Source organism: Streptomyces sp. NPDC016851 (assembly GCF_055562795.1).
Map to the genome: position 1 here is coordinate 388,753 of NZ_JBVHEP010000004.1, position 25,998 is coordinate 414,750.

General features: G+C 70.6%; 23 protein-coding genes, 1 tRNA gene and 1 riboswitch. Of the genes, 14 read left to right on the forward strand and 10 right to left on the reverse strand.

Annotated features, from left to right (window positions below; genetic code table 11):
- Positions 1–2 precede the first annotated feature (2 nt).
- Positions 3–169, forward strand: a riboswitch (cyclic di-AMP (ydaO/yuaA leader).
- Between the two features lie 4 nt (positions 170–173).
- From ACZ3I3_RS09545 to ACZ3I3_RS09575, 7 genes are all read left to right on the forward strand, one after another.
- Positions 174–854: a transglycosylase family protein gene (locus ACZ3I3_RS09545; protein WP_467363862.1), complete on the forward strand. Its 681-nt coding sequence runs from the start codon at positions 174–176 to the stop codon at positions 852–854.
- 278 nt (positions 855–1,132) lie between these two features.
- Complete coding sequence (eno, locus tag ACZ3I3_RS09550) at positions 1,133–2,413, forward strand: phosphopyruvate hydratase (protein WP_128092713.1); 1,281 nt, start codon at positions 1,133–1,135, stop codon at positions 2,411–2,413.
- A gap of 104 nt (positions 2,414–2,517) precedes the next feature.
- Positions 2,518–2,994, forward strand: a complete 477-nt coding sequence (locus tag ACZ3I3_RS09555; protein WP_467363863.1) for an FtsB family cell division protein — start codon at positions 2,518–2,520, stop codon at positions 2,992–2,994.
- 53 nt (positions 2,995–3,047) lie between these two features.
- On the forward strand, positions 3,048–3,578 hold the full coding sequence (locus ACZ3I3_RS09560; protein ID WP_436727827.1) for a DUF501 domain-containing protein: 531 nt from the start codon (positions 3,048–3,050) through the stop codon (positions 3,576–3,578).
- Positions 3,575–4,540, forward strand: a complete 966-nt coding sequence (locus ACZ3I3_RS09565; RefSeq protein WP_467363866.1) for a Ppx/GppA phosphatase family protein — start codon at positions 3,575–3,577, stop codon at positions 4,538–4,540. The genes ACZ3I3_RS09560 and ACZ3I3_RS09565 overlap by 4 nt, the downstream gene beginning before the upstream one ends.
- A gap of 420 nt (positions 4,541–4,960) precedes the next feature.
- On the forward strand, positions 4,961–6,373 hold the full coding sequence (locus ACZ3I3_RS09570; RefSeq protein WP_467363868.1) for an NAD(P)/FAD-dependent oxidoreductase: 1,413 nt from the start codon (positions 4,961–4,963) through the stop codon (positions 6,371–6,373).
- 282 nt (positions 6,374–6,655) lie between these two features.
- Positions 6,656–7,948, forward strand: a complete 1,293-nt coding sequence (locus ACZ3I3_RS09575; protein ID WP_467363870.1) for a class I SAM-dependent methyltransferase — start codon at positions 6,656–6,658, stop codon at positions 7,946–7,948.
- A 60-nt stretch (positions 7,949–8,008) separates the two neighbouring features.
- Here ACZ3I3_RS09575 and ACZ3I3_RS09580 read toward each other — a convergent pair whose 3' ends face one another.
- Both ACZ3I3_RS09580 and ACZ3I3_RS09585 read right to left on the reverse strand, forming a co-directional pair.
- Positions 8,009–10,537 carry an ABC transporter permease gene (locus ACZ3I3_RS09580; protein ID WP_467363872.1) on the reverse strand — a complete coding sequence of 843 codons (2,529 nt, stop codon included), beginning with the start codon at positions 10,535–10,537 and terminating at the stop codon, positions 8,009–8,011.
- Positions 10,538–10,576: 39 nt separating this feature from the next.
- A complete protein-coding gene (locus ACZ3I3_RS09585; protein WP_356927650.1) occupies positions 10,577–11,347 on the reverse strand; it encodes an ABC transporter ATP-binding protein in 771 nt (256 codons plus the stop codon).
- 439 nt (positions 11,348–11,786) lie between these two features.
- Here ACZ3I3_RS09585 and ACZ3I3_RS09590 point away from each other — a divergent pair.
- From ACZ3I3_RS09590 to ACZ3I3_RS09600, 3 genes are all read left to right on the forward strand, one after another.
- Positions 11,787–11,870, forward strand: a tRNA-Leu gene (locus ACZ3I3_RS09590).
- 146 nt (positions 11,871–12,016) lie between these two features.
- Positions 12,017–13,192, forward strand: a complete 1,176-nt coding sequence (locus ACZ3I3_RS09595) for a 4-hydroxybenzoate 3-monooxygenase (protein WP_467363874.1) — start codon at positions 12,017–12,019, stop codon at positions 13,190–13,192.
- 226 nt (positions 13,193–13,418) lie between these two features.
- Positions 13,419–14,327: a Bax inhibitor-1/YccA family protein gene (locus ACZ3I3_RS09600; protein ID WP_467363875.1), complete on the forward strand. Its 909-nt coding sequence runs from the start codon at positions 13,419–13,421 to the stop codon at positions 14,325–14,327.
- Positions 14,328–14,397: 70 nt separating this feature from the next.
- On the opposite strand, the gene ACZ3I3_RS09605 is transcribed toward ACZ3I3_RS09600, so the two are convergent.
- Entirely contained in the window at positions 14,398–14,628 is a 231-nt protein-coding gene (locus ACZ3I3_RS09605) for a DUF4287 domain-containing protein (protein WP_306966512.1), read from the reverse strand.
- Between the two features lie 101 nt (positions 14,629–14,729).
- On the opposite strand from ACZ3I3_RS09605, the gene ACZ3I3_RS09610 reads away from it, so the two are divergent.
- On the forward strand, positions 14,730–15,035 hold the full coding sequence (locus ACZ3I3_RS09610) for a hypothetical protein (protein ID WP_467363877.1): 306 nt from the start codon (positions 14,730–14,732) through the stop codon (positions 15,033–15,035).
- Positions 15,036–15,093: 58 nt separating this feature from the next.
- Here ACZ3I3_RS09610 and ACZ3I3_RS09615 read toward each other — a convergent pair whose 3' ends face one another.
- From ACZ3I3_RS09615 to ACZ3I3_RS09625, 3 genes are all read right to left on the reverse strand, one after another.
- Entirely contained in the window at positions 15,094–15,876 is a 783-nt protein-coding gene (locus ACZ3I3_RS09615) for a hypothetical protein (RefSeq protein WP_467363879.1), read from the reverse strand.
- A 273-nt stretch (positions 15,877–16,149) separates the two neighbouring features.
- Positions 16,150–17,367 (reverse strand): acetyl-CoA C-acetyltransferase, encoded by a 1,218-nt coding sequence (locus ACZ3I3_RS09620; protein WP_467363881.1) that lies wholly within the window; start codon positions 17,365–17,367, stop codon positions 16,150–16,152.
- A 143-nt stretch (positions 17,368–17,510) separates the two neighbouring features.
- Positions 17,511–18,536, reverse strand: coding sequence for an SGNH/GDSL hydrolase family protein (locus ACZ3I3_RS09625; protein WP_467363883.1), 1,026 nt, complete (start codon positions 18,534–18,536; stop codon positions 17,511–17,513).
- Positions 18,537–18,867: 331 nt separating this feature from the next.
- On the opposite strand from ACZ3I3_RS09625, the gene ACZ3I3_RS09630 reads away from it, so the two are divergent.
- Positions 18,868–20,256, forward strand: a complete 1,389-nt coding sequence (locus ACZ3I3_RS09630; RefSeq protein ID WP_467363885.1) for a cystathionine beta-synthase — start codon at positions 18,868–18,870, stop codon at positions 20,254–20,256.
- A gap of 361 nt (positions 20,257–20,617) precedes the next feature.
- Here ACZ3I3_RS09630 and ACZ3I3_RS09635 read toward each other — a convergent pair whose 3' ends face one another.
- Complete coding sequence (locus ACZ3I3_RS09635; RefSeq protein WP_467363887.1) at positions 20,618–21,505, reverse strand: helix-turn-helix transcriptional regulator; 888 nt, start codon at positions 21,503–21,505, stop codon at positions 20,618–20,620.
- 145 nt (positions 21,506–21,650) lie between these two features.
- On the opposite strand from ACZ3I3_RS09635, the gene ACZ3I3_RS09640 reads away from it, so the two are divergent.
- On the forward strand, positions 21,651–22,412 hold the full coding sequence (locus tag ACZ3I3_RS09640; protein ID WP_467363889.1) for an SDR family oxidoreductase: 762 nt from the start codon (positions 21,651–21,653) through the stop codon (positions 22,410–22,412).
- A 14-nt stretch (positions 22,413–22,426) separates the two neighbouring features.
- Here ACZ3I3_RS09640 and ACZ3I3_RS09645 read toward each other — a convergent pair whose 3' ends face one another.
- Positions 22,427–22,852, reverse strand: a complete 426-nt coding sequence (locus ACZ3I3_RS09645) for a hypothetical protein (protein WP_467364011.1) — start codon at positions 22,850–22,852, stop codon at positions 22,427–22,429.
- Between the two features lie 201 nt (positions 22,853–23,053).
- Here ACZ3I3_RS09645 and ACZ3I3_RS09650 point away from each other — a divergent pair, with 201 nt between their 5' ends.
- Positions 23,054–24,496 (forward strand): MFS transporter, encoded by a 1,443-nt coding sequence (locus tag ACZ3I3_RS09650; protein ID WP_467363891.1) that lies wholly within the window; start codon positions 23,054–23,056, stop codon positions 24,494–24,496.
- A 111-nt stretch (positions 24,497–24,607) separates the two neighbouring features.
- On the opposite strand, the gene ACZ3I3_RS09655 is transcribed toward ACZ3I3_RS09650, so the two are convergent.
- Both ACZ3I3_RS09655 and ACZ3I3_RS09660 read right to left on the reverse strand, forming a co-directional pair.
- Entirely contained in the window at positions 24,608–25,591 is a 984-nt protein-coding gene (locus ACZ3I3_RS09655) for a M56 family metallopeptidase (protein ID WP_467363894.1), read from the reverse strand.
- Entirely contained in the window at positions 25,588–25,980 is a 393-nt protein-coding gene (locus tag ACZ3I3_RS09660) for a BlaI/MecI/CopY family transcriptional regulator (protein ID WP_467363896.1), read from the reverse strand. Before ACZ3I3_RS09660 ends, ACZ3I3_RS09655 begins: the two co-directional genes overlap by 4 nt.
- Between the last annotated feature and the right edge of the window lie 18 nt (positions 25,981–25,998).

Here is a 25,998-nt window from a genome sequence, read left to right on the forward strand (position 1 = left end):
CGTCGCGTCAAGCGCCGTAGGCAGGAGCGGGGGACCCAAGGTAAGTGCCCTACCGGCCGGTTGTGCCGGAAGGGCTTGGGGTGAAGCCGCGTCCCGGGAGGGACGCGGCCGGGCAACTCAACCGGCCCGAACCCGACAGCTCACCTCGTAGGCGTCGGTGAGGGGATCTCTCCATGCTGTTTTCCGGCAAGGGCACGCACCGCCGTCCGTCCAAGGCCTCTCGGGTCATCGCCATCGCCGGTGTCACCGGTGCCGCCGTCGCCGCCCCGCTGATGGCGGCCGGCAACGCCTCCGCCGCCACCGCCTCCGAGTGGGACGCCGTCGCCCAGTGCGAGTCCGGCGGCAACTGGTCCATCAACACCGGCAACGGCTACTACGGCGGTCTGCAGTTCTCCGCCTCCACCTGGTCCGGCTACGGCGGCACGAAGTACGCCTCCACCGCCGACCAGGCCACCAAGTCCCAGCAGATCGAGATCGCCGAGAAGGTCCTCGCGAGCCAGGGCAAGGGTGCCTGGCCGGTCTGCGGCAAGGGCCTGTCGAGCGCCGGCTACAGCGGCGGCTCCGAGCAGAGCAGCGGCTCCACCGAGACCCGCCAGACCGAGCAGCAGCCGGCCTCCCGCTCCGACGAGCGCCCGGCCCAGACCCAGAAGACCCAGAAGACCGTCACCACCCCGACCGGCAAGAAGGTCAAGAAGGGCGACGGCGAGTACAAGGTCGTCAAGGGCGACACCCTCAGCTCCATCGCGACCGAGGAGAAGGTCGAGGGCGGCTGGGAGAAGCTGTTCGAGCTGAACAAGGACATCATCACGGACGCCAACCTGATCTACCCGGGCCAGCAGCTGCACCTGAAGTAAGCAGCGGCCCACCCCCGTCCCCACGGGCTCCCCGCCCCGGTGCGTCATCCCCCGTGCGCACCGGGGCGGGGTTTTTTCTGCCGGTCTTTTCTGCCGGTCTTTGCGAACCGGCTTTGTTCCGTTCGGAAACAATTTACTCTCGGTTCTGTCCATGGGGTGGGCGACCCGGTGGCCGATCGCCCGGAGCCGGTTAGGCTCATGTCGCGAGCCACCGCGGCCCGCGCCTCGCCGGGTCCCCGCGGCCCGCGTACCCGCGTCACATGAAGAAGGAGATGCTCGTGCCGTCCATCGACGTCGTCGTAGCCCGGGAAATCCTGGACTCCCGAGGCAACCCCACGGTCGAGGTCGAGGTCGGCCTCGACGACGGCAGCACCGGTCGTGCCGCCGTCCCGTCCGGCGCCTCCACGGGCGCCTTCGAGGCCATCGAGCTGCGCGACGGCGACTCGAACCGCTACCTCGGCAAGGGTGTGGAGAAGGCCGTCCTCGCGGTCATCGAGCAGATCGGCCCGGAGCTCGTCGGCTACGACGCCACCGAGCAGCGCCTGATCGACCAGGCCATGTTCGACCTGGACGCCACCGACAACAAGGGCTCCCTCGGCGCCAACGCCATCCTCGGCGTCTCCCTCGCCGTCGCCCACGCCGCCTCCGAGGCCAGCGACCTTCCGCTGTTCCGCTACCTGGGCGGCCCGAACGCGCACCTGCTGCCGGTGCCGATGATGAACATCCTGAACGGCGGCTCGCACGCCGACTCCAACGTGGACATCCAGGAGTTCATGATCGCCCCGATCGGCGCGGAGTCCTTCTCCGAGGCGCTGCGCTGGGGCGCCGAGGTCTACCACACGCTGAAGAAGGTCCTGAAGAGCAAGGGCCTGGCCACCGGCCTCGGCGACGAGGGCGGCTTCGCCCCGAACCTCGGCTCCAACCGCGAGGCCCTCGACCTCATCCTCGAGGCGATCAACGAGGCCGGCTACACCCCCGGCGAGCAGATCGCCCTGGCGCTCGACGTCGCCGCGTCCGAGTTCTACAAGGACGGCGTCTACACCTTCGAGGGCAAGGAGCGCTCGGCGGCCGAGATGACCGAGTACTACGCGGAGCTCGTCGACGCGTACCCGCTCGTCTCCATCGAGGACCCGCTGTTCGAGGACGACTGGGAGGGCTGGAAGACCATCACCGCCAAGCTCGGTGACAAGGTCCAGCTCGTCGGCGACGACCTGTTCGTCACCAACCCCGAGCGCCTGGCCCGCGGCATCGAGGAGGGCGCGGCCAACGCGCTCCTGGTCAAGGTCAACCAGATCGGCTCGCTGACCGAGACCCTGGACGCCGTCGAGCTGGCCCAGCGCAACGGCTTCAAGTGCATGATGTCCCACCGCTCCGGCGAGACCGAGGACGTCACCATCGCCGACCTGGCCGTCGCCACCAACTGCGGCCAGATCAAGACCGGCGCCCCGGCCCGCTCCGAGCGCGTCGCCAAGTACAACCAGCTGCTGCGCATCGAGGAGATCCTCGACGACGCGGCGGTGTACGCCGGCCGCAGCGCGTTCCCGCGCTTCAAGGGCTGACCCCGGCCACAAGACGCAGCGTCGTACGTACGTCCCCGTACTCGGTCCCGTACCGTGTCCGGGGACGTACGCGCGTATGACGGTGGAGCGGGAGGCGGACAGACATGGCCGTGAAGGACCGGGACCGGTTCTCCACCGCGACCAGGATCCGGCTGCTCGGCGAGCAGACCGCGGCCCGGGTCTACCGCTCCCAGACCAAGCGCCAGGCCCGCCGCTCACGGCTGACCGGCCGGGCCGCGCTGCTCGCCCTGGTGATGTGCTCGCTGATCGTGGCCCTGGCCTACCCGATGCGGGAGTACGTCTCGCAGCGCGCCGAGATCGACGACCTGCAGCGCGAACAGCAGCAGGCCCGGCAGCGCGTCGAACGGCTGCGCGACCAGAAGGCGCGCTGGCAGGACGACGCGTACGCGGAGCAGCAGATCCGGAAGCGGTTGCACTACGTCATGCCGGGGGAGACGGGATTCATCGTCGTCGACCCGCACGCGGCGAGGCAGTCGCACGCCGACCTCGGGGCGGCCGACCGCCCCTGGTACTCGAACGTCTGGGACGGGGTCGACAAGGCCGACGCCTCCGACCGGTGACCCGACCCCCAGCCAATGACCTGAACCCAGAGAAAGACAGCCTGAACACAGTCATGGAAACGCCCCCGCCGACCACTCCGCGCACCGAGCCCACCGACGCGGACGTCGAGGCCTTCAAGCAGCAGCTCGGCCGGCCCCCGCGCGGCCTGCGCGCGATCGCGCACCGGTGCCCGTGCGGGCAGCCCGACGTCGTCGAGACGGCCCCGCGGCTGCCGGACGGCACGCCGTTCCCCACGCTGTACTACCTGACGTGCCCGAAGGCGAACTCGGCGATCGGCACGCTGGAGGCGAACGGCGTGATGAAGGAGATGACCGAGCGGCTGGCCTCGGACCCGGAGCTGGCGGCTGCCTACCGGGCGGCGCACGAGGACTACGTCCGCCGCCGTGACGAGATCGAGGAGCTGAAGAACTTCCCGAGCGCGGGCGGCATGCCGGACCGGGTGAAGTGCCTGCACGTGCTGGTCGCGCACTCGCTGGCCGCCGGGCCGGGCGTGAACCCGCTGGGCGACGAGGCGCTGGCCATGCTGCCGGAGTGGTGGCGCAAGGGCGCGTGTGTGACGACCGTCGAGGAGGACGCCCAGTGACCCGTGTCGCCGCCGTGGACTGCGGTACGAACTCCATCCGGCTCCTGGTCGCCGACGCCACTGTGTCCGATAGCGCCTCCGGCGCGGGCGCCACCGGCGAACTGGTCGACCTGGACCGCCGGATGACGATCGTGCGGCTGGGGCAGGGTGTCGACCGCACCGGCCGGCTCGCCCCCGAGGCGCTCCAGCGGACGTTCGCGGCCTGCCGCGAGTACGCCGGGATCATCAAGGAGCACGGCGCGGAGCGGCTGCGGTTCGTGGCGACCTCCGCCTCCCGGGACGCCGAGAACCGGGACGAGTTCGTGCGTGGCGTGCTGGACATCCTGGGCGTCGAGCCCGAGGTGATCTCCGGGGACCAGGAGGCCGAGTTCTCCTTCACCGGCGCCACCAAGGAGCTCGCCGGGCGCGACCACCTGCCGAAGCCCTACCTCGTCGTGGACATCGGCGGCGGCTCGACCGAGTTCGTCGTCGGCGACGACCACGTCCGTGCGGCCCGCTCGGTGGACATCGGCTGTGTCCGTATGACCGAGCGTCACCTGGTCCGGGACGGGGTGGTGAGCGACCCGCCCTCCAGGGAGCAGATCGCGGCGATGCGGGCGGACATCGAGGCCGCCCTCGACCTCGCCGAGGAGACGGTCCCGCTGCGCGAGGCCCGCACGCTGGTGGGCCTGGCCGGGTCCGTGACGACCGTGTCGGCGATCGCGCAGGAGCTGCCCGAGTACGACTCCGAGGCCATCCATCACTCCCGTGTCTCCCACGACCGGGTCCGCGAGATCACCGAGTGGCTGCTGCGCTCCACGCACGCCGAGCGCGCGGCCGTGCCCTCCATGCACCCGGGCCGGGTCGACGTGATCGGGGCGGGGGCCCTCGTCCTGCTGTCGATCATGGAGCGGATCGGCGCGGAGGAGGTCGTCGTCAGCGAGCACGACATCCTCGACGGCATCGCCTGGTCCGTCGCCTAGCCCGCTTCTGAGCAGGCATGGATCACGAATGAGCGTCTCCGGGGGGTTCCGGTGACCCCCCGGAGACAGCCCGTCGGAAAAGTTCGTGAAGTTCTTCACAAGGAATTCGGCCCTCCCGGGCGATCAGAGCGGCCCGGTTGACCCGTCCGGGGGCTGAACAGGCCTTTGAACATGTTCAGAAGCATGGTATGGAGGGGTCCGGGAAGGTGCGCGAAGGGGCGCTCCGGAAGGCCCTCACGGAGGCTTCTCGGATGCAGAGAGGCAGCTCACGCGGCATTGACAACGGTCCGGGGTGCACAAACGCTCCCGGTTGTCACCATGACATGGATCACGCGAGCCGCGGAGGATAACACACACCCCACCCGAGCTTGTGAAGGGGCGCACGAGCCACCCCCCTCAGGCGGGTGGATACTCGATGGCATGAGCACCACGGAGCGTCCCAGGATCCTCGTAGTAGGCGGTGGGTACGTAGGCCTGTACGCAGCTCGGCGCATCCTCAAGAAGATGCGTTACGGAGAGGCGACCGTCACGGTCGTCGACCCCCGGTCGTACATGACCTACCAGCCCTTCCTGCCCGAAGCCGCCGCCGGCAACATCTCCCCGCGCCACGTCGTCGTCCCGCTGCGACGCGTGCTGCCGAAGGCGGAGGTCCTCACCGGCCGGGTCACCACCATCGACCAGGACCGCAAGGTCGCCACGATCGCCCCGCTGGTGGGCGAGGCGTACGAGCTGCCCTTCGACTACCTGGTCGTCGCGCTCGGCGCGGTCTCCCGCACCTTCCCGATCCCCGGCCTCGCCGAGCAGGGCATCGGCATGAAGGGCATCGAGGAGGCCATCGGCCTGCGCAACCACGTCCTCGAGCAGCTCGACAAGGCCGACTCCACCACCGACGAGGAGATCCGCCGCAAGGCGCTCACCTTCGTCTTCGTGGGCGGCGGTTTCGCCGGTGCGGAGACCATCGGCGAGGTCGAGGACCTGGCCCGGGACGCGGCGAAGTACTACAAGAACGTGTCCCGTGAGGACATGCGCTTCATCCTCGTCGACGCCGCCGACAAGATCCTCCCCGAGGTCGGTCCCAAGCTCGGCAAGTACGGCAAGGAGCACCTCGAGGGCCGCGGCGTCGAGGTCTACCTGTCCACCTCCATGGACTCCTGCGTCGACGGCCACGTGGTGCTGAAGAACGGCCTCGAGGTCGACTCCAACACCATCGTCTGGACCGCCGGCGTCAAGCCGAACCCGGTCCTGACCCGCTACGGCCTGCCCCTCGGGCCCCGCGGCCACGTCGACTGCGAGACCACGCTCCAGGTCAAGGGCACCGACTACATCTGGGCCGCGGGCGACAACGCCCAGGTCCCGGACCTCGTCGGCCGCAAGGCGGGCAACGAGAACGCCTGGTGCCCGCCGAACGCGCAGCACGCGCTGCGGCAGGCCCGCGTCCTCGGCGACAACGTCCTGTCCGGCATGCGGGGCTTCCCGCAGAAGGACTACTCCCACGCCAACAAGGGCGCGGTGGCCGGACTCGGCCTCCACAAGGGCGTGGCGATGATCGTCATGGGCAAGATGAAGATCAAGCTCAAGGGCCGTCTCGCCTGGTACATGCACCGTGGCTACCACGGCATGGCGATGCCGACCTGGAACCGCAAGATCCGCGTCTTCGCCGACTGGACGCTCGGCATGTTCCTCAAGCGCGAGGTCGTCTCGCTCGGCGCCATCGAGACGCCGCGCGAGGAGTTCTACGAGGCCGCCAAGCCGGCCCCGGTCGCCGCCGCGCCGAAGGAGAAGTCCGAGGCCAAGGCCAAGGAGAAGACCGAGGAGAAGGCCAAGGCCTCCTGACCTCCGGTCGGTCACCCGCCTGACGAAGGACTCCACCGAGGACGTCCGCCGCAGGATCTTCGCTGAAGGATCTCCGCCGAAGGACCTCCCGCCATCCGTGGTGCGGGAGGTCCTTCGGCGTTCCCGCTCCTTTGACGCGTTCCCGTTCCTTTGACGCGTTCCCGTTCCTTCGGCGTGGTGGTTTTGCCCAGCCATGACGCGTGCCGGGGACTGCGCGAAGGCCCCGCAGGTGTTTACGTGGTGTCGGACATTCCGGGATTCCCCGTCACGGAGGTGTACACCATGGCAGACGCCGCGCCGCGGCTCCAGGGCCTCTTCGCACAGTTGCTGGGAGCACCACTACCCGTGCGCATCCGCGCCTGGGACGGTTCGCAGGCGGGCCCGCCGGGCGCGCCGACCCTGGTCGTACGCAACCGCCGCGCCCTGCGCCGCCTGCTGTGGAAGCCGGGCGAACTGGGCCTGGCCCGGGCCTGGGTGGCGGGCGATCTCGACATCGACGGCGACCTCTACACCACCCTCGACCTGCTGGCCGGTCACATCTGGGAGCGCGACGAGGACGCCCGCACCCTCGCCCAGGCCCTGCGCGACCCCGAGGTCCGCGCCGCCGTACGCGGGCTCGTCAAGCTCGCCGGGACCCCGCTGCCGCCCGCCCCGCCCCGCGAGGAGGCCCGCCGGCCGCGCCGCAACCTGCACACCAAGCGCAGCGACAGACGCGCCATCAGCCACCACTACGACGTCGGCAACGACTTCTACGAGATCGTCCTCGGGCCGTCCATGGTGTACTCCTGCGCCTACTGGCCCAGCCCCGACAGCACCCTCGAACAGGCCCAGTACGACAAGCTCGAGCTGGTCTGCCGCAAGCTCGGCCTGACCCCCGGTCAGCGGCTGCTCGACGTCGGCTGCGGCTGGGGCTCCATGGCCATCCACGCCGCCCGCGAGCACGGCGTGAGCGTCGTCGGCATCACTCTCTCCCAGGAGCAGGCCGCCTACGCCCGCAAGCGCGTCGCCGACGAGGGACTCACGGACAAGGTCGAGATCCGCGTCCAGGACTACCGCGACGTCCGCGACGGGCCCTACGACGCGATCTCCTCCATCGGCATGGCCGAACACGTCGGCGCCGAGCGGTACCTGGACTACGCCACCGATCTGCACGGGCTGCTCAAGCCCGGCGGGCGGCTCCTCAACCACCAGATCGCCCGCCGCCCGCAGCGCGACGAGACGGCGTACGACGTCGACGCTTTCATCGACTCCTACGTCTTCCCCGACGGGGAGCTCCAGCCCGTCGGCATGACCGTCGCGATGCTGGAGCGCGCCGGGTTCGAGGTGCGCGACGTCGAGTCGATCCGCGAGCACTACGCCCTCACCCTGCGGCAGTGGGTCGCCCGCCTGGAGGCCGGCTGGCAGCGTGCCGTCCAGCTCACCAGCCCGGGCCGGGCCCGCGTCTGGCGCCTGTACATGGCCGCCTCCGCGCTCGCCTTCGAACACAACCGCATCGGCGTCAACCAGGTCCTGGCCGTCCGCACCCCCGAGTCCGGAGCATCGGGCATGCCGCTGCGCGCCCGCACCTGGAACTGAGAACGACGAAGGGCCCCCTTCTCCCACGGGTGGGAGAAGGGGGCCCTCGCAGGTCCGGCGCTACTCCGCCTTGATCGCCTCCAGCATGTTCAGGCGGGCCGCCCGACGGGCCGGCCACAGGGCGGCGAGGACACCCACCGTCGCGGCCAGCAGGAGGAAGATCCCCATCCGTGCCCAGGGCAGGATCAGTTCGTAGGTCGCCATCTTCGTGGCCAGCAGCTCACCGGCCGCCCAGCCGAAGAACACGCCCAGGCCGATGCCGAGCACCGCGCCGAACAGGGAGATCACCAGGGACTCCAGGCGGACCATCCGCTTGATGCCCTTGCGGTCCAGGCCGATCGCCCGGAGCATGCCGATCTCCTGGGAGCGTTCGAAGACCGACATGGCCAGGGTGTTGATGACCCCGAGGACCGCCACGATCACCGCCATGGCGAGCAGGCCGTAGACCATGTTCAGCATCAGCGTGAACATCTGCGCGATCTCGTTGGAGATGTCCTGCTTGTCCTGGACCTTGACGGCCGGGTTGGTGCCGAGGGCCTTCTCCAGCTTGTCCTGGGTCGCACCGGACGTGCCGCCGGCGGTCTTCACCATGACCTTCATGTTGTACGGGTCCGACGCGTGCGGGGCGAGGGCCTTCTCGTCGAGCAGGATGCCGCGCAGGAAGTCGTTGCTCTCGTAGGTTCCGGCGACTGTGAGCTTCTGCTTCTTGCCGTCCTCGTAGGCGAGCGTGAAGGCCGAACCGGCCTTCCAGCCGTAGGCCTTGGCGGTCTCGCTGTCCACGACGACGTCGGTGCCGCCGACCTTGAAGGAGCCTTCGTCGACCTTCGGGCCGACCAGGTCGCCGATCGCGGCGCCGTTGACGCCGGTCACGTACTCGCTCTGACCGTCGATCCGGGTCTCGGCGTTGAGCATCGGACTGGTGGCGGTGACGTCACCGGCCTGCTTCAGCTTCTTCTCGACGTCCGGCGACAGCGCGTTGCCGTTCGCCATGGACACCACGTAGTCCGCCTTGATGGACGACGACGCCATCTTCTCGATGGCCTGCTGGAGGCTGCCCGCCATCACCGTCATGCCGGTGATCAGGGTCAGGCCGATCATCAGCGCGGAGGCGGTGGCGGCCGTACGGCGCGGGTTGCGCACCGAGTTCTGCCGGGCCAGCTTGCCGGAGACGCCGAAGGCGCGCAGCACCGGTGCGGCGGCGGCGATCAGCGGGCGGGACAGCAGCGGGGTCAGGATGAACACGCCGATGATCAGCAGCACTGCGCCGAGGCCCATCGGCATCTGGCCGTCCGAGCCGTCCATGGTCGTGGCCACGAGGACCACCGCCACGCCCGCGGCCGAGACCAGGGCGCCCAGCGTGTTGCGCAGCACCAGCGACTTCGTCGTGGCCTTGGCGTGCACGCTGTTCATGGCCGCCACCGGCGGGATCTTCGCGGCCCGGCGGCCCGGGAGCCAGGCCGCCAGCATGGTGACCAGGATGCCGACCGCGAGCGCGGTGAGGATCGTGGCGGGCTTGATGATCAGCGGTCCGTCCGGCACGGTCGCGTCGAACGTCCCCATCAGGGAGCGCAGTCCGGCTCCGATGCCGATGCCCGCGACCAGCCCGGCCACGGCGGCGACCGCGCCGACCACGAACGCCTCGATGAGCACCGACCGCGTCACCTGCCGGCGGGAGGCGCCGACCGCCCGCATCAGCGCCAGCTCCTTGGTGCGCTGGGCGACCAGCATGGTGAAGGTGTTGGCGATGATGAAGGTGCCGACGAACAGGGCGATGCCGGCGAAGATCAGCAGGGCCGTCCGCATGCCGCTCATCGACTCGGAGATCATCCGCGCCTGGTCGTCGGCGAGCTGCTTGCCGGTGGTGGTGGAGACGGTGCCCTCGGGCAGCGCCTTGTCCAGCTCCGCCTTCAGCGCGGCCTGCGAGACGCCCGGCTTCGCCTTGACGTCGATCTGGTCGTACACGCCCGCCTTGCCGAACAGCTTCTGGGCGGTCGCCGTGTCGAAGAGGGTGAGGCTGCCGCCGGCCGCGACGTTGCCGTCGTCGGTGGTGAAGATGCCGGTGATCTTCGGGGTCAGGACCGGCCCGTCGACCGACATGCGTACGGTGTCGCCGACCTTGTACCCGGCGCGCTTCGCCGTCGCGGAGTCGATGAGGATCTCGCCCGGGCCCTTGGGGGCGTGCCCGCCGGCCAGGGGATAGCGCGGGTCCTTGGCGCCCCAGTAGTTGCCGCCCTGCGACTGGAAGCCGTCGCCGATGAGTTTGCCGTCCTTGTCGGCGAGGGCGGTGAAGCCCTGCACGACCCCGATGGCGGACGCGGCTCCGGGGACCCGCTCGCTCTTGTCGAGCGTGGCCTGGGTCAGGTCGTGGACCTTGCCGACCTGGTCGCCCTCGGCCTCCTGGTAGTCCGCCGTCATGGAGACGTCGACCTGGTCGAAGCCCTTGGCGGAACTCTTCTGGTAGGCGTCGGAGATGGTGTTGGTGAAGACCAGGGTCCCCGACACGAAGGCCACGCCGAGCATCACGGCGAGGACGGTCATCAGGAGCCGGGCCTTGTGCGCGAGCACGTTGCGCAAGGCGGTACGGAACATGGGTTTCTTCTTCTCAGTCCTGTCGGTCCTGACGGGGGATCAGCTGGTGCGGCCCTTGGCGTCGAACGCCTTCATGCGGTCCAGGACCGACTCGGCCGTCGGCCCGTACATCTCGTCGACGACCCGGCCGTCCGCGAGGAAGAGCACCCGGTCCGCGTAGGCCGCGGCCACCGGGTCGTGGGTCACCATCACCACCGTCTGGCCCAGTTCGCGCACGGAGTTGCGCAGGAAGCCCAGTACCTCGGCGCCCGAGCGCGAGTCGAGGTTTCCGGTGGGCTCGTCCCCGAAGATGATCTCGGGTCGGGAGGCCAGCGCCCGGGCCACGGCGACGCGCTGCTGCTGACCGCCCGACAGCTGGGAGGGCCGGTGGCCGAGCCGGTCCGCCAGACCGATCATCCGGATCACGGAGTCCAGCCACTCCTTGTCCGGCTTGCGGCCCGCGATGTCCATCGGAAGGGTGATGTTCTCCAGGGCCGTCAGGGTCGGCAGCAGGTTGAACGCCTGGAAGATGAAGCCGATCTTGTCCCGGCGCAGCTTCGTCAACTGCTTGTCCTTCAGGGAGCCGAGCTCGGTGTCGCCGATGCGCACCGACCCCGACGAGAAGGTGTCCAGACCGGCCACGCAGTGCATCAGGGTCGACTTGCCGGAGCCGGAGGGGCCCATGATCGCGGTGAACTCGGCCTGCCGGAAGTCGACGGAGACCCGGTCCAGGGCGACCACCTGGGTCTCACCCTGTCCGTAGATCTTCGACAGATCCGTGGCGCGCGCGGCCACGGTGGTGGCCCGGTCGGTGAGCGGTGCGGTGGTCACGGGATGGCACTCCTGTCGGACGACGGTGTTCTTGCGAGGACTCGTTCCATCGTCCGGGTCCCATGCCGCCGTGTAGTCACCCGTTGTTCCGGTTCCGGGGGCCGACTCCGGTCTGACCGCGAGGGGCGGAGTCATACCTGGGGATGACGAACGCCCCTGAGGGAACCGGGTGTCGGGAACCGCGCGTTCCGGATGTTGGGAAAACGGGCGGTCAAGTGTCAAGAACAGGTGGAGTGCCCTCGTTCGAGCGGTGAAATTCCGTCATTCCGGCTGCGCCGCCGACGGCCGCACGCAAGGCTATTGGCAAGTGCGGATGGCGCGTTCCGTGTGCTGATGCACCCTCAGACGTCAATAAAATAAGACAACATCGGTCCGCCCTTCCGCTGTTCGGGGGACACGTCCCGATAGTCTCGGAACCTCGATGCGGAGCCCATGGCCTGCCCGGATGGTGGAATGCAGACACGGCGAGCTTAAACCTCGCTGCCCCTTCGCGGGCGTGCCGGTTCGAGTCCGGCTCCGGGCACCTTCCGATCCCTGTGTGGTCCATTGAGAAGTTCGCGGCGTGACCGTTGACAGCGGTCGCATGCCGTCAGAGACTCACATCCGATAACGGTGAAGGAATTTTCACCTGGCGAACGCATGGACGAACGGATGGGAAGGGGTCGCCCGATGCGCACCACCGTCGGCATCATCGGAGCCGGCCCCGCCGGCCTCCTCCTGGCCCGGCTGCTCCACAACGCCGGCATCGACTCGGTCGTCCTGGAGAGCCGCGACCGCGCCTACGTCGAACGGCGGCAGCGCGCCGGGATCCTGGAGCAGGGCACCGCGGACGTGCTGCGCGCGGCCGGTGCCGGGCAGCGCATGGACCGCGAGGGGCTGCGCCACGACGGCATCGAGCTGCGCTTCGACCGCAGGCGCCACCGCATCGACTTCCCCGCCCTCACCGGCGGACGCTCCGTGATGGTCTACGCCCAGACCGAGGTCTGCAAGGACCTCATCGCCCTCCAGCTCGCCGAGGGCGGACCGCTGCTGTTCGAGGCGGAGGCGCTGGCCGTGGAGGACGCCGGCACCGACGCCCCGCGCGTCCGCTTCCGGCACGAGGGTCGCGAGGACGTCCTGGAGTGCGCGTACGTCGTCGGCTGCGACGGCTTCTGGGGCGTGGCCCGCAAGGCGATCCCGGCCGAACCGGTCCAGGTCTTCGAACGTACGTACCCCTTCGGCTGGCTCGGCATCCTCGCCGACGTGCCGCCCTCGCACGACGAGCTGGTCTACGCCCGCCACGACCGCGGCTTCGCCCTCCTCTCCATGCGCTCCCCGTCCGTCTCCCGCCTCTACCTCCAGGTGCCCGACGGCACCGACGCCGAGGCCTGGAGCGACGAGGCGATCTGGGACGAGCTGGAGCGCCGCTTCGAGACCGCCGACGACTGGCGCCTGGAGCGCGGCCCGATCACCCAGAAGTCGGTCACGCCCATGCGCTCCTACGTCCACGAGCCCATGCGCCACGGCCGCCTCTTCCTCGCGGGCGACGCGGCGCACATCGTGCCGCCCACCGGCGCGAAGGGGCTGAATCTCGCCGTCGGTGACGTCGTGACGTTCGCCCGGGCCCTGGCCCACCGGCAGGAGACCGGCTCACCGGCCCTGCTCGACGCCTATTCGGAGACCTGTCTGCGCCGGGTCTGGCAGGCCGAGCGGTTCTCGTACGACATGACGACCCTCCTGCACCGCGCCCCCGGCGCGACCGGCTTCGAGGACCGGCTCCAGCTCGCCCGGCTGGACCGGATCGCCTCCTCCCGCGCCGCCGAGACCGACCTGGCCGAGGGGTACACGGGCTTCCCGTTCGGCTGATGTACCGGCCGATGTAGGGGCGGCGTCAGCGGGTGATCTCCGTCCGGTTCCGGACGTGTCGCAGCTTGGTGATGAATGACCCCCTCCGGTGGGGGGAATCACGAAGCCGCGTAGCGTGTTGCGCAGCACGACGAGGGAAAGATCCTCCCCAGGCACTAGGGTCTTTCCTTTGCCTACCTATTACTCTTGAGCCAAGGCCACGCAGTGTTGGCCATGGAGGAGTGAAATGAGGAGCAGAAACCCGGTCTTCTCGCGACGGGGGTTCAGCCGCGACAACGGCTACGCGGGCTTCAACACCGCGCCGCAGGCCGGGGGTCCCGCTGTCGCCACCCAGGGCAACCCGTACGCACAGCCGACGGGCACCCCCTACGCGCAGAACCCTTACGCGCAGAACCCTTACGCCCAGCAGGACCTGCAGTACGGCGCGCCGCCGCAGGCCCCGGCCACCACCGGCCGGATGACCATCGACGACGTCGTCCTGCGCACGGCGAGCACCCTCGGTGTGCTCATCCTCACCGCGGCGCTCTCCTGGGCCCTGCTGCCGGTCGACGACGCCAACATCAGCCGTAGCTACGGCATCGGTATCGGCGCCGCGCTGATCGGCATGGTCCTGGCGTTCGTCCAGTCCTTCAAGCGCAAGGCCTCGCCCGCGCTGATCCTGACGTACGCCGCGTTCGAGGGTGTCTTCCTCGGCGTCGTGTCCAACATCGTCGACAGCCGCATCGCCGACGGCGCGGCCATGCAGGCCGTGATCGGCACCATGGCGGTCTTCGCCGGTGTGCTGATCGCCTACAAGGCCGGCTGGATCCGCGTCAACCGCCGCTTCTACGGCTTCGTGATGGCGGCCGCGCTCGGCTTCATCCTGCTGATGATGGTGAACCTGCTGTTCGCGGTGTTCGGCGGCGGTGACGGCCTCGGCTTCCGCAGTGGCGCCCTCGGTGTCGTCTTCGGCGTCATCGGCATCATCCTCGGTGCCTGCTTCCTCGCCCTGGACTTCAAGCAGGTCGAGGACGGCGTCGCCTACGGCGCTCCGCGTGAGGAGGCGTGGCTCGCGGCCTTCGGCCTCACGCTGACGCTGGTGTGGATCTACCTGGAGTTCCTGAGGCTCATCTCGATCCTCAACAGCAACGACTAGTACCGACCAGTCGTACGAGTCGTACGCGAAGGGCCCCGGCATTGCCGGGGCCCTTCGTCGTGGTGCGCGCCTAGAGCAGTTTGCGCGCGGCCCTCCTCAGGTCGTACTCGTGGACGATCGCCTTCGCGTGGCCGTACGCGAGGTTGTGTTCGTGCCGGAGCCAGCTGACCTTTTCCTCGAAACGGAAGAGTGCCGGGCCTTCTTCGACGGTGCGCAACCAGTCGGAGATATCACGACCGGTGCAGTGGGGGATGCGGGCGAGCATGTTGCGATGGGTCTCTTCGGAGAAGACTTGGGACATCGGCGCCTCCGGACGCTGGGATGTAAGCCGGTCCTTCAGGTCACCGTGCCTGAGTGTTCGCCCGTTGGCAACAGTCCCGGTGCGACGCGTACGCTCGCGGCGTGGTTGATACGACGCCTCTGACCCGTGCGGTGGATCACTTCGCCGATCGTTTGAGGGCCGCGCCCCAGAGCCGGTTGCAGCGGGGCGCTGCCGCTGAGGCTCTCGGGGTGGCCCGGGAGCTGGCCCGGAGGGCGCAGGTGCTCGAGGGGCTGGAGCCTCGGGAGATGCCGGATGCGGGGATGTTTGCAGCGGCAGATCAGATCACCGTTGCCGGGCATGATCTGGCGGTGGTGATTCCCAGTGGTGCCGACGTCGATGAGGCGGTGCGGTTGGTTGAGGAGGCGCAGAAGCGGGCGGGGGTGTGACCCGTTTCGTCGGCGGGTGCGCGTTGTGTGTGGTTGCTCGCGCAGTTCCCCGCGCCCCTTAGAGGGACGCGATGACCCTGTCGGCCAGGACGTACACGTTCTCCTCGCCGCACTCGAACGTCAGGGTGTAGGCGCCCGAGATGCCGGAGCCGCCCAGGAGGACCGTGGTTTTGCCCGCGCGCAGAGCCTCGGCCAGGTGCTCCGCCGTCTCCCGGTGGCCCGGGGTCATGCACAGGGTCGTGCCGTCGGCGAAGACGTAGACGTCGAGGGTGCCCAGGGGGCCCGGGCGGACGTCCGTCAGTTCCACGCGCTGGGCGGCCAGCTCCTCCAGCGTGGCGACCGTGCGCTCGTGGTCGTTCACCACCGGCGACTGCGTCGGCACGAAGTCCGGGTGGGAGGGGTGGCGGCGGCGGGCCGCGGCCAGCTCCGGGGACTCCGCGGCCGGCTCCTCGGTGTCCGCGCCGGGCTCGGACACCGGCTCCAGACCCGCGAAGTCGGCCTGCCGGGGCAGGAACAGGTCGGTGTCGGGCAGACCCAGCAGGGGCGGCGCGTCGGAGGCGTCACGGGCCTCCTGGGCGGCCCAGAAAGCCCGTGCCTCGGCGAGCTCCCGCTCGCGTTCCTCCGCGAGCGCCGCTGCCACGGCGGCCCGTATCTCGTCGGTGTCGGCCGACGTGCGGGCGGCGGGCAGCAGGGCACGGGTGGTGGCGGCGCGGTTCTCGGCCAGCGCGGTGTGCAGGGCCGCGACCTGTCGGCGCAGCTGGAGGACGGTGCGCAGGACGGCGACGCCCACGGCGCCCGTGGCGGCCGTGGTGACCAGCAACGCGATCGGCATGGCGCTCACTGACGTACTCCCGGTTCAAAGTCGACCCCCGACTTCCTACATCAGCTTGAAGGGCGGACTAACCAGCTGTCAGTGCGTAACGTCACGAAACGGACAGGGCTTCGGTGCCGGGGGAGGGGGTGGGGCTGTTGTGACCTGGGCTTCTCTGCCTGTAGAGGGAGATAGGTCACATCCTGAGGGAGATTGGATCACAAAACAGCCCAGAACCCCGGAGTTTCCGGGGTTCTGGGCCAGGGCCTCACGGTGGGTGCTATGGCGGCTACGGTCAGGCGCTCAGCTGAGGCGCTCGATGACCATGGCCATGCCCTGGCCGCCGCCGACGCACATCGTCTCCAGGCCGAACTGCTTGTCGTGGAACTGGAGGGAGTTGATGAGCGTGGTGGTGATGCGGGCGCCGGTCATGCCGAAGGGGTGGCCGACGGCGATGGCGCCGCCGTTGACGTTCAGCTTCTCCAGCGGGATGCCCAGGTCGCGGTAGGAGGGGATCACCTGGGCGGCGAACGCCTCGTTGATCTCGACCAGGTCGATGTCGCCGATGGTCAGCCCGGCCCGCTTCAGGGCCTGGTTGCTCGCCTCGACCGGGCCGAGGCCCATGATCTCGGGCGAGAGGCCGGAGACGCCGGTCGACACGATGCGGGCGAGCGGGGTGAGGCCCAGCTCGCGGGCCTTGGTGTCGGACATGATCACGAGCGCGGCGGCGCCGTCGTTCAGCGGGCAGCAGTTGCCGGCCGTGACCATGCCGTCGGGGCGGAAGACCGGCTTGAGGCCCTGGACGCCCTCCAGGGTGACGCCGGCGCGGGGGCCGTCGTCCTTGGAGACGACCGTGCCGTCGGGGAGGGTCACCGGGGTGATCTCGCGCTCCCAGAAGCCGTTCTTGATGGCCTCTTCGGCGAGGTTCTGCGAGCGGACGCCGAACTCGTCCATGTCCTGGCGGGTGACGCCCTTGGCGCGGGCCAGGTTCTCGGCGGTCTGGCCCATCGCGATGTACGGGTCGGGCAGCAGGCCGTCCTCGCGCGGGTCGTGCCAGGTGGAGCCCTCGGACTGGGCGGTCGCCTCGGTGCGGGCCTCGGCCTCGGCGAAGACCGGGTTGTGCGTGCCGGGCATGTCCGAGCTGCCGTTGGCGTACCGGGAGACCATCTCGACGCCGGCCGAGATGAAGACGTCGCCCTCGCCCGCCTTGATGGCGTGCAGGGCCATGCGGGAGGTCTGCAGGGAGGACGAGCAGTACCGGGTGATGGTGCAGCCCGGCAGGTGGTCCATCCCCATCTGCACGGCGACGATGCGGCCGAGGTTGTGGCCCTGCTCGCCGCCGGGCAGGCCGCAGCCGAGCATCAGGTCGTCGATGTCCTTCGGGTCCAGCTCGGGGACCTTCGCCAGGGCGGCCTGGACGATCGTGGCGGTCAGGTCGTCCGGGCGGAGGTCCTTGAGGGAGCCCTTGACGGCGCGGCCGATGGGGGAGCGGGCGGCTGAGACGATCACGGCTTCGGGCATCACGGCTCCATTGACGTACCGGGTGGTCTGGCTGGGCTGTCTGGGAAGTTACCCGTACGTATGGGCTGGGTCACGGGTATGGCGGTGTGACCCTGACCGCAGTTTTCTAAGCGCTTGCTTTTTCCGGCCTCCCGGGACTTTCGTCAGTTCGACGGTGTGGCGGGAGCCGGCTCCTGCTCGGGTACCCGCCGGCGGCGCCGGCGCTTCAGCAGCGCCCACGGCCCCCTCGGACCGCTCGGCATGGCGGCCGTGACCTCCGTACCCGCCTCCGACGCGGCCTCCGCCGCCGCCCGGGCCACCGGCAGGAAGCCCTCGCGACGGGAGGCGTCCGGGCGCTCCTCCTCGGCCGGCCACAGGCCGAGGGAGGCGCAGACGGTCGGCAGGACCGCCATCGCCGCCGTCGCGTAGCCCTCGGCGGAGGGGTGGTAGTTGTCCGGGCCGAACAGCTCGCGCGGGTTCGCGGCGAACTCGGGGCCGAGCAGATCGCCCAGGGACACGGTGCGGCCGCCCTGTTCGACGACTCCGATCGTCTGGGCGGCCGCCAGCTGGCGGGAGGCCCGTCGGGCCAGCCAGCGCAAGGGTTGCCGGACCGGCTCGATCGTGCCCAGGTCCGGGCAGGTGCCGACCACGACCTCCGCGCCGGCCGTGCGCAGCCGCCGCACCGCCGAGGACAGGTGGCGGACCGAGCGGGTCGGGGGCATGCGGTTGGTGACGTCGTTGGCGCCGACCATGATCACGCAGATGTCGGGCACGGGATCGGGGTCGGCCAGCACCAGGGCCACCTGGCGGTCCAGGTCGTCCGAGCGGGCCCCGGGTGTCGCCACCGTGCGCAGCTCCACCGGGCGTTCCGCCAGGGCCGCCAGACCCGAGGCCAGCAGCGCGCCCGGCGTCTGCCCGGCCCGGTGCACCCCCTGCCCGGCGGCCGTGGAGTCGCCCAGCATCGTCAGCCGCAGCGGCTCCACACCGGGATGGGCGTACGTGTGGCCGTACCGCCCGTCCGCGTTCGGCACATGCGCCGACGTGCCGTTGCCCACCCGGCGCCGCGCCAGCTGGACCTCCGCCAGCACCAGCCCGGCGGCCGCCGCCCCGGCCAGACCGATCCCGCCACCGCCGTACGCGGCACCCGCCGCGATCCGCCGGGCCACCCGCGCCCTCGACATGCTCGTCATGCGTCGCCGCCACCTCCTCGAACCCGTACACCCAGTGCTTGCCCCGTACAGACCGTCGCCCAATCTCAACGGGGAGTGAACGACCGTCACGGATGACCACCAGGGCGAAGGCCCTGTCGCCGGATTCCCGCCTGCCACGCGGTGTCTGGCACGCACGCTCGCCGCGTTGCCGAGCCGTCCACGTGGCTCCGCCACGCGGACGCCCCGGCGCCTTGCGATCGCACGCACCAGACACCGCGTGGCCCGCCTTCGGCGGACGACGGGAATCCGGCGACAGGGCCTAGGCTGGCGACACCAACTACGACCACTTCTGCGGCAACCGGAGACAACGGTGCAGTTCCACGACTCGATGATCAGTCTCGTCGGCAACACCCCGCTGGTGAGGCTCAACAGCGTGACCCAGGGCATCAGGGCGACCGTCCTGGCCAAGGTGGAGTACTTCAACCCCGGCGGGTCCGTGAAGGACCGCATCGCCCTGCGCATGATCGAGGCGGCCGAGGAGAGCGGCGCGCTCAAGCCGGGCGGCACGATCGTCGAGCCGACCAGCGGGAACACCGGCGTGGGTCTCGCCATCGTGGCGCAGCAGAAGGGGTACAAGTGCATCTTCGTGTGCCCCGACAAGGTGAGCACCGACAAGATCAACGTGCTGCGCGCGTACGGCGCCGAGGTCGTGGTGTGCCCGACCGCCGTGGACCCCGAGCACCCGGACTCCTACTACAACGTCTCCGACCGGCTGGTCCGTGAGACGCCCGGGGCCTGGAAGCCCGACCAGTACTCCAACCCGAACAACCCCCTCTCCCACTACCACTCCACCGGCCCCGAGCTGTGGGAGCAGACGGACGGGCGGATCACCCACTTCGTGACGGGTGTGGGCACCGGCGGCACCATCTCCGGGACCGGCCGCTACCTCAAGGAGGTCAGCGACGGCAAGGTGAAGGTCATCGGCGCCGACCCCGAGGGGTCCGTCTACTCCGGCGGGTCCGGGCGGCCGTACCTCGTCGAGGGCGTCGGTGAGGACTTCTGGCCCACCGCCTATGACCGGACCGTCGCGGACGAGATCGTCGCCGTGTCCGACAAGGACTCCTTCCAGATGACCCGCCGCCTGGCCAAGGAGGAGGGCCTGCTGGTGGGCGGCTCCTGTGGCATGGCGGTCGTCGCCGCGCTGGAGGTCGCCGAGCGGCTCGGCCCGGACGACGTCGTGGTCGTCCTGCTGCCGGACAGCGGCCGCGGCTACCTCAGCAAGATCTTCAACGACGAGTGGATGGCCGACTACGGCTTCCTGGAGGACGCGGGCCCGAGCGCCCGCGTCGGCGACGTGCTCGCCGACAAGGAGGGCGACCGCATGCCCTCCCTCGTCCACATGCACCCGGAGGAGACGGTCGGCCAGGCCATCGACGTGCTGCGTGAGTACGGCGTCTCGCAGATGCCGGTCGTCAAGCCGGGCGCGGGGCACCCCGACGTGATGGCCGCCGAGGTCGTCGGCTCGGTCGTGGAACGCGAGCTGCTGGACGCGCTGTTCAGCAAGAGCGCCTCGCTGGAGGACCCGCTGGAGAAGCACATGTCCGGCCCGCTGCCCCAGGTCGGCTCCGGCGAACCCGTCGCCGACCTGATGGCCGTCCTCGGCAAGGCGGACGCGGCGATCGTCCTCGTCGAGGGCAAGCCGACCGGTGTGGTCAGCCGGCAGGACCTGCTGTCCTTCCTCGCCCGCTCCGCGAAGTGACGGCGAACGGCAGGTGAACCACCCGTGAACCGGGTGCACTTGCCGTTCGTCCGCGATCTTCATGGGCTTCGCGGAAGTGGTACGAGCGCGACACGTTCGCGCAGCACCCGCTTAACACGAGTCCTGCACATTAGAGGTGTCGGCAGGGCGGGAGCGGCTCCCCGCCCCGGCCGGCGCCGTTGGCGTCAAGGACCTCCGGAGCGGCTCCCGGACCTCCACCGACGTCACAGACGCGAGGACCCGGCCTGACCAGGCCCGCGTCTTACGCGGGGACCGCCGTCGTCCCGCCCCCCTCACGGGGGTGCGGCGGTCCCCGCGCTTTTTCTTTGCCGCTTTTCTTTGCCGCTTTCCTTGTGCGGGGTCAGCCGGACCGGCTCGTCACCCAGCTCCCCAGCAGCGCGAGCCGCTCCGCCGTCTCCGAGCCCGGTTCGGGCGCGTACGCCACGATCGTCTGGTCGGGGGCGGCCGGGATGGTGAGGGTCTCGTACGGCAGGGTCAGCAGGCCCGCTACCGGGTGCCGGAGCTGCTTCACCCCGTGGTCGCAGGGCTTGACCAGGTGGTCCGCCCACAGGCGGCGGAAGTCGTCACTGGCGCGGGAGAGTTCACCGACGAGCCTGCCCATGGCGGGGTCGTCGGGGTGGTGGCCCGCGTTGAGGCGGAGGTGGGCGACCGTCTGGGAGGCGATCGCCGCCCAGTCCGGGTAGAGGTCGCGGGCGGCGGGGTCGAGGAAGACGCGGCGGGGCATGCCGCGCTCGCCGGGGGCCAGGTCGCTGAAGCCGATCACGGCGTCACCGAGGGCGTTCCAGGCGAGGACGTCCATGCGGTGGTCCAGGACGTACGCCGGGTTGCGGTCCAGTCCGTCGAGGATCAGCTGGACACCCGGGCGTACCCGGGACGCGGCCTCCCGGTGCGCGGATTCCCGGGACGCCGCCGGACCGCCCTCGGTCCGCCGGCGGGGCCGGGCGACCGCCCGCAGATACGCGTGCTCGGCCTCGTCCAGCCGCAGCACCCGCGCGATCGCGTCCAGCACGGCGTCCGAAACTCCCCCGGACTTCGTCCGGGAGGTGCCCCCGGATCCCCGGCCTTGTTCGAGCCGGATGTAGTAGTCGACGCTCACCCCGGCCAGCTGCGCCACCTCCTCACGACGCAGTCCCGGGACCCGGCGGCGGCCGTACGAGGTCAGCCCCACCTCCTCCGGCTGGATACGGGCGCGGCGCGAGCGCAGGAAGTCTCCCAGGTCTCCGTCCATGGGTCCGAGCCTAGGCGGCCCGGGCCCGGCGAACCTGGTACTGCCAGACCCAGGAAAAGCGCAGCCCTGGGTACGGCCGCCGAGGAGGCCGAGGGTGGTGGACGTCGCCGGGGAGACGCCCCGGCCACCACCGAGGGGACATTCCATGCCGTACGAGAACCTGGCCGGCCGTACCGCCGTCGTCACCGGAGCCGCGAGCGGGATCGGTGAGGCCGTCGCCGTACTGCTGGCCGCCCAGGGCGCGCGGGTGGCGCTGCTGGCCCGACGTGAGGAGCGGCTCGCGGCGACCGCCGGGAAGATCCGCGCCGACGGCGGACAGGCCCTGGTCGTCGCCGCGGACGTCACCGACGAGACGTCCGTGGCCGACGCCACCGACCGGATCCACGCCGAGTACGGGACGGTCGACCTGGTCGTGAACGCGGCCGGCGTCATGCTGCCGCACCCCGTCGACGCCCGGCGCGCCGACGAGTGGCAGCGGATGCTCGACACCAACGTCGCCGGCGTGCTGCGGATGATCGGTGCCTTCACCGGCGACCTGGTGGGCGCCGCCGCGGAGGGCCGTACCGCCGACATCGTGAACATCTCGTCCATCGCCGCGCACGTCAGCTTCCCGAACTACGCGGTCTACGGGGCGACCAAGGCGGCCGTCACCTATCTGTCGGAGTCCCTGCGCGGCGAGTTCGGGCCGCGGGACGTCCGGGTCACCAACATCGAGCCGGGGTTCGTCGAGAGCGAGCTGCGCACGCACATCGCCGACGCGGAACTCTCCCGGCAGGTGGAGGGCATGCTGGACGCGGTGGGCGCGCTGTCCGCCGAGGAGCTCGCCGACCTGGTCGCCTACGTGACGAGCCGCCCGCGCCGGGTCAACCTGCGGCAGATCGTCGCGCTGCCGACCCGGCAGGTCTGACGGCCCGCGCCCGCTCAGTCCTCCCAGTCGCTCTTCTGGGAGGACGGGCGGCGGCCGCCGAACAGGCCCGGGTTGGTGCGGACGGCCTGCACGACGTTGACGCCGACGATGCCCGCCCAGGCGGCGAGCAGGCCGGGCAGATCGGCCACGCCCCCGCCGATCGCGGACAGCGGCACCGCGAGGACCAGGGAGACGATCCCGAAGCCGAAGCGCTCACCCCAGGAGTCCGTGGCCCCCGGCGACCGGGAGTCCCGGGCCGTCTGCATCTGCTGCTCGGCGAGCTGCCGGCGCACCCGGCGGTCCACCGCGCCGTCGATCCGCTGGTCGACCTTCTCCAGGAACGAGTCGACCAGCGCGGACTCGTACTCCTCGCCCAGCTCCCTGCGCGCGTGCAGGGTGGCGTCGAGTTCCCTCTTCAGGTCGGTGTCCCGCGCGTCCATTCCGGTCATGCCCTCACGGTAGAAAGCCGGGGCGCCGGCCGCACTGGGGTTAGCCCCCCTGTCCGTGCGGGGGCTGCCGGGCGGACTCACCGTCTCCGTCGGTTTCGGGTCCTCACTCACCCTCTTCCATACCCCCCAGGGGTATGTTATGGTCCCGGACCAAGGTACCCCCCGGGGGTATATCAGAGAAGAGGTGAACCCATGTCTGCCGTCAATCCCAGGCGCTGGTGGGCACTGGCCGTGCTCGCCGCCGCCCAGTTCATGGTCATCATGGACACGTCGATCACCGGGGTGGCGCTTCCCGAGATGCAGAAGGACCTCGGCTTCTCACAGGGTGAGTTGCAGTGGGTCTTCAACGCCTACGTCATCGCCTTCGGCGGCCTGCTGCTGCTCGGCGGCCGCCTCTCCGACCTGCTCGGCGCCCGCAGGATCTTCACCACCGGCTGGGCCGTGCTGATCGCCGGCTCGGTCGCCGCCGCCGCCGCGCAGACGGCGTGGGTGGAGGTCGTCGGCCGTGCCGTTCAGGGCGTGGGCGGTGCGCTGATCGCACCGTCGGCCATGACGCTGCTGATGATGCTCTTCGCGCACGACCCGAAGGAACTCGGCAAGGCCATGGCGCTCTACGGCGCCGCGGCGCCCGCGGGCGGCACGGCCGGCGTGTTCCTCGGCGGGGTGTTCACCGAGTGGCTGAGCTGGCCGTGGATCTTCATCATCTACGTCCCGATCGGCGTCGCCACCCTCGCTGCCACCAGGCTCCTGCCCGCCGTCGGCAGCCGTCGCGGTGCCGTCGACGTGCTCGGAGCCGCAGCCGTCACCGCCGGTCTGGCGCTCGCGGTCTTCGCCGTCGTCCGCGCGCCGGAGACCGGCTGGACCTCCACCGGGACCGTGCTCCAGCTGGCCGGTGCCGCGGCGCTGCTCGTGCTCTTCTTCGTGATCCAGAAGACGGTGCGCGAGCCGCTGATGCCGCTCGGTATCTGGCGCGTCCCGCGGCTCGGCTCGGCCAACCTCGCGATGACCCTGCTCGGTGCCGCGTGGATCCCGATGTGGTACTTCCTCAACCTGTACCTCCAGCAGGTCCTCGGCTACGGGGCGTTCGCGTCCGGTGCCGCGCTGCTGCCGATGACCGGCCTGCTGATGATCTTCATGACGGCGATCACGGCGAAGCTGATGGCCAGGGTCGGCGCCAAGCCGCTGATCGGCGGTGGTCTGCTGGTCCTCGCCGCCGGACTGCTGTGGCTGTCCGCCGTCGAGCCCACCGGCACCTTCCTGGTCGATGTCCTGCCCGCCTCGCTGGTCGCCGCGCTCGGTATGTCGCTCGCCTACATCCCGACGATGATGACCGCCATGTCCGGGGCGCCCCAGGAGCAGGCGGGTCTGGCGTCCGGCATCGTCAACACCACGTACCAGGTGGGCTCCGCACTGGGCCTCGCGGCGCTGACCGCGGTGGCCACGTCGCAGGGCGCGGGCCGGCTGGGCAACCTGCCCGCACTGACGGACGGCTTCAGCGCCGCGTTCGTCTGGGCCGCCGCCATCGCCGCGGTGGGCGGGCTGACCACCCTGCTGGTGATGCGCAGCGACAAGGCGGCTGCCGCACCGCGGGCCGACGCCGCCTCCGCGGCACGGGGCGAGCGGGCCGGGGTCTAGGGGCTGACCGGCCGGTCATGCCGCAGACGAGAGGAACATCCGAGGGGCCGTCCGGCACCGGGCAACCGGGGCGCCGGGCGGCCCTGAATTCTGTCCGGGGAGCAGCACCGGTCAGCCGGTGACACCCGGAACGGCACAGCACGCCAGGACGAGCGGAGTCAGGGCTGCCGCTGCCGTGAGGGCCGCGCACACGGTCCGCGGTGCCGGAGAGCCCGGGGCCTGCGGTGCGAGGATGCGGCGCATGCGCAACACCGCCGACGGTCCGCCCGCCGCGAAGGCCGCGTGGGGTGCCTGACCGGATGCCACCGCGTACAGGGCGGTGGCGAGTGCGTCCCGCGAACACCGGCGCAACGCCTGGTCGTCGGCTGCCATCTCGAGCAGCAGGGGTACCTCGGTGCGAGCGAGCCGGGCCAACGGCAGTTCCCGGAAACTGGCGGCGAAGGCCCTGGCCGCGGCGACCAGCAGATGGTGGCGGCCGGTGATGTGCGCCCGCTCGTGCTCCAGTACCGCTGCCACCTGCTGCCCGGTCAGGACCTGGAGTGCCCCGGAACTGACCACGATGTGAGGCGCACGGCCCGGCAGGCAGTACACGGCCGGGGTGTCGTGCTGCAGCACCGTGGCACGCAGCCCCGGTCGCCGGCTGCCGACGAGGCGCAGCAGTTCGGCGTGACGTGCCCGCAGGCGCCTCGCGCTCAGCAGTTCGCGTACGAGGGCGACCGTGAACGCGGCGGGCACGAAGGCCGCCGCGGCGAGGGCCGCCCCCACGCGGGCGTCCACGCTCGCGAGGCCGTTCGGGAACACGGCCCCCCAATGCGCGCCGACGGAGACGAGGCAGGCCTCGGCGAAGCGGGACAGGTGGTGGCTGCCCACTGCCGGAAGCAGGAGTTGCAGGACCGTCAGGGACACGGAAGCGATGAGGGACACCCCGAGCAGGCCCCACACCGTGAGAGCCAGCCGGGGTGTCCGGTGCGCCCAGTCGCCGCGGGCGAGCACCTTCGGCAGCAGCACCCCGACCACCAGGGTGACGATCAGCGGCGGCAGCGCATGATGGCCGGGGACGAGTGACGGGCCCGAGTGACCGAGGAGTCCGGTCACGAGGGCGCTCCGGGCTCCTCGGCGCCGCCCGGGGCGCGGCCCATCGCGCGCAGTGCGGCGGCCAGCGCGGACACGTCCTCCGGCGACATGTGCTCCACGAACCGCTGCAGCGCGGCCGGGCGGTCCTCGGTGTTGCCGAGCGCGTCCTGCATGAGGGCGGCGGTGTACTCCTCACGGCTGCGCTCGGGTTCGTACAGCCAGGCGCGCCCGGCCTTCTCGCGGCGGAGCAGGCCCTTGCGGTGGAGGATGTCCGCGACCGTCATCACCGTCGTGTAGGCGACGGGACGCGTGTGGTTGATGTCGTCGACGATCTCGCGGACGGTGGCAGGCCGGCCCCAGCGCCAGAGCCGGTCCATGATTTCGGCTTCCAGGTCACCCAGCCGTCGCACCCTTCCCCCACTTCCTCC

Bases quoted from the DNA above. Each gene is read 5' to 3' on its own strand.
- ACZ3I3_RS09635 (WP_467363887.1), bottom strand. From the start codon at position 21,505: ATGGACGGAGACCTGGGAGACTTCCTGCGCTCGCGCCGCGCCCGTATC.
- ACZ3I3_RS09600 (WP_467363875.1), top strand. From the start codon at position 13,419: ATGAGGAGCAGAAACCCGGTCTTCTCGCGACGGGGGTTCAGCCGCGAC.
- ACZ3I3_RS09620 (WP_467363881.1), bottom strand. From the start codon at position 17,367: ATGCCCGAAGCCGTGATCGTCTCAGCCGCCCGCTCCCCCATCGGCCGC.
- ACZ3I3_RS09650 (WP_467363891.1), top strand. From the start codon at position 23,054: ATGTCTGCCGTCAATCCCAGGCGCTGGTGGGCACTGGCCGTGCTCGCC.
- ACZ3I3_RS09640 (WP_467363889.1), top strand. From the start codon at position 21,651: ATGCCGTACGAGAACCTGGCCGGCCGTACCGCCGTCGTCACCGGAGCC.
- ACZ3I3_RS09545 (WP_467363862.1), top strand. From the start codon at position 174: ATGCTGTTTTCCGGCAAGGGCACGCACCGCCGTCCGTCCAAGGCCTCT.
- ACZ3I3_RS09595 (WP_467363874.1), top strand. From the start codon at position 12,017: ATGCGCACCACCGTCGGCATCATCGGAGCCGGCCCCGCCGGCCTCCTC.
- ACZ3I3_RS09645 (WP_467364011.1), bottom strand. From the start codon at position 22,852: ATGGACGCGCGGGACACCGACCTGAAGAGGGAACTCGACGCCACCCTG.
- ACZ3I3_RS09555 (WP_467363863.1), top strand. From the start codon at position 2,518: ATGGCCGTGAAGGACCGGGACCGGTTCTCCACCGCGACCAGGATCCGG.
- ACZ3I3_RS09605 (WP_306966512.1), bottom strand. From the start codon at position 14,628: ATGTCCCAAGTCTTCTCCGAAGAGACCCATCGCAACATGCTCGCCCGC.
- ACZ3I3_RS09580 (WP_467363872.1), bottom strand. From the start codon at position 10,537: ATGTTCCGTACCGCCTTGCGCAACGTGCTCGCGCACAAGGCCCGGCTC.
- ACZ3I3_RS09625 (WP_467363883.1), bottom strand. From the start codon at position 18,536: ATGACGAGCATGTCGAGGGCGCGGGTGGCCCGGCGGATCGCGGCGGGT.
- ACZ3I3_RS09570 (WP_467363868.1), top strand. From the start codon at position 4,961: ATGAGCACCACGGAGCGTCCCAGGATCCTCGTAGTAGGCGGTGGGTAC.
- ACZ3I3_RS09575 (WP_467363870.1), top strand. From the start codon at position 6,656: ATGGCAGACGCCGCGCCGCGGCTCCAGGGCCTCTTCGCACAGTTGCTG.
- ACZ3I3_RS09560 (WP_436727827.1), top strand. From the start codon at position 3,048: ATGGAAACGCCCCCGCCGACCACTCCGCGCACCGAGCCCACCGACGCG.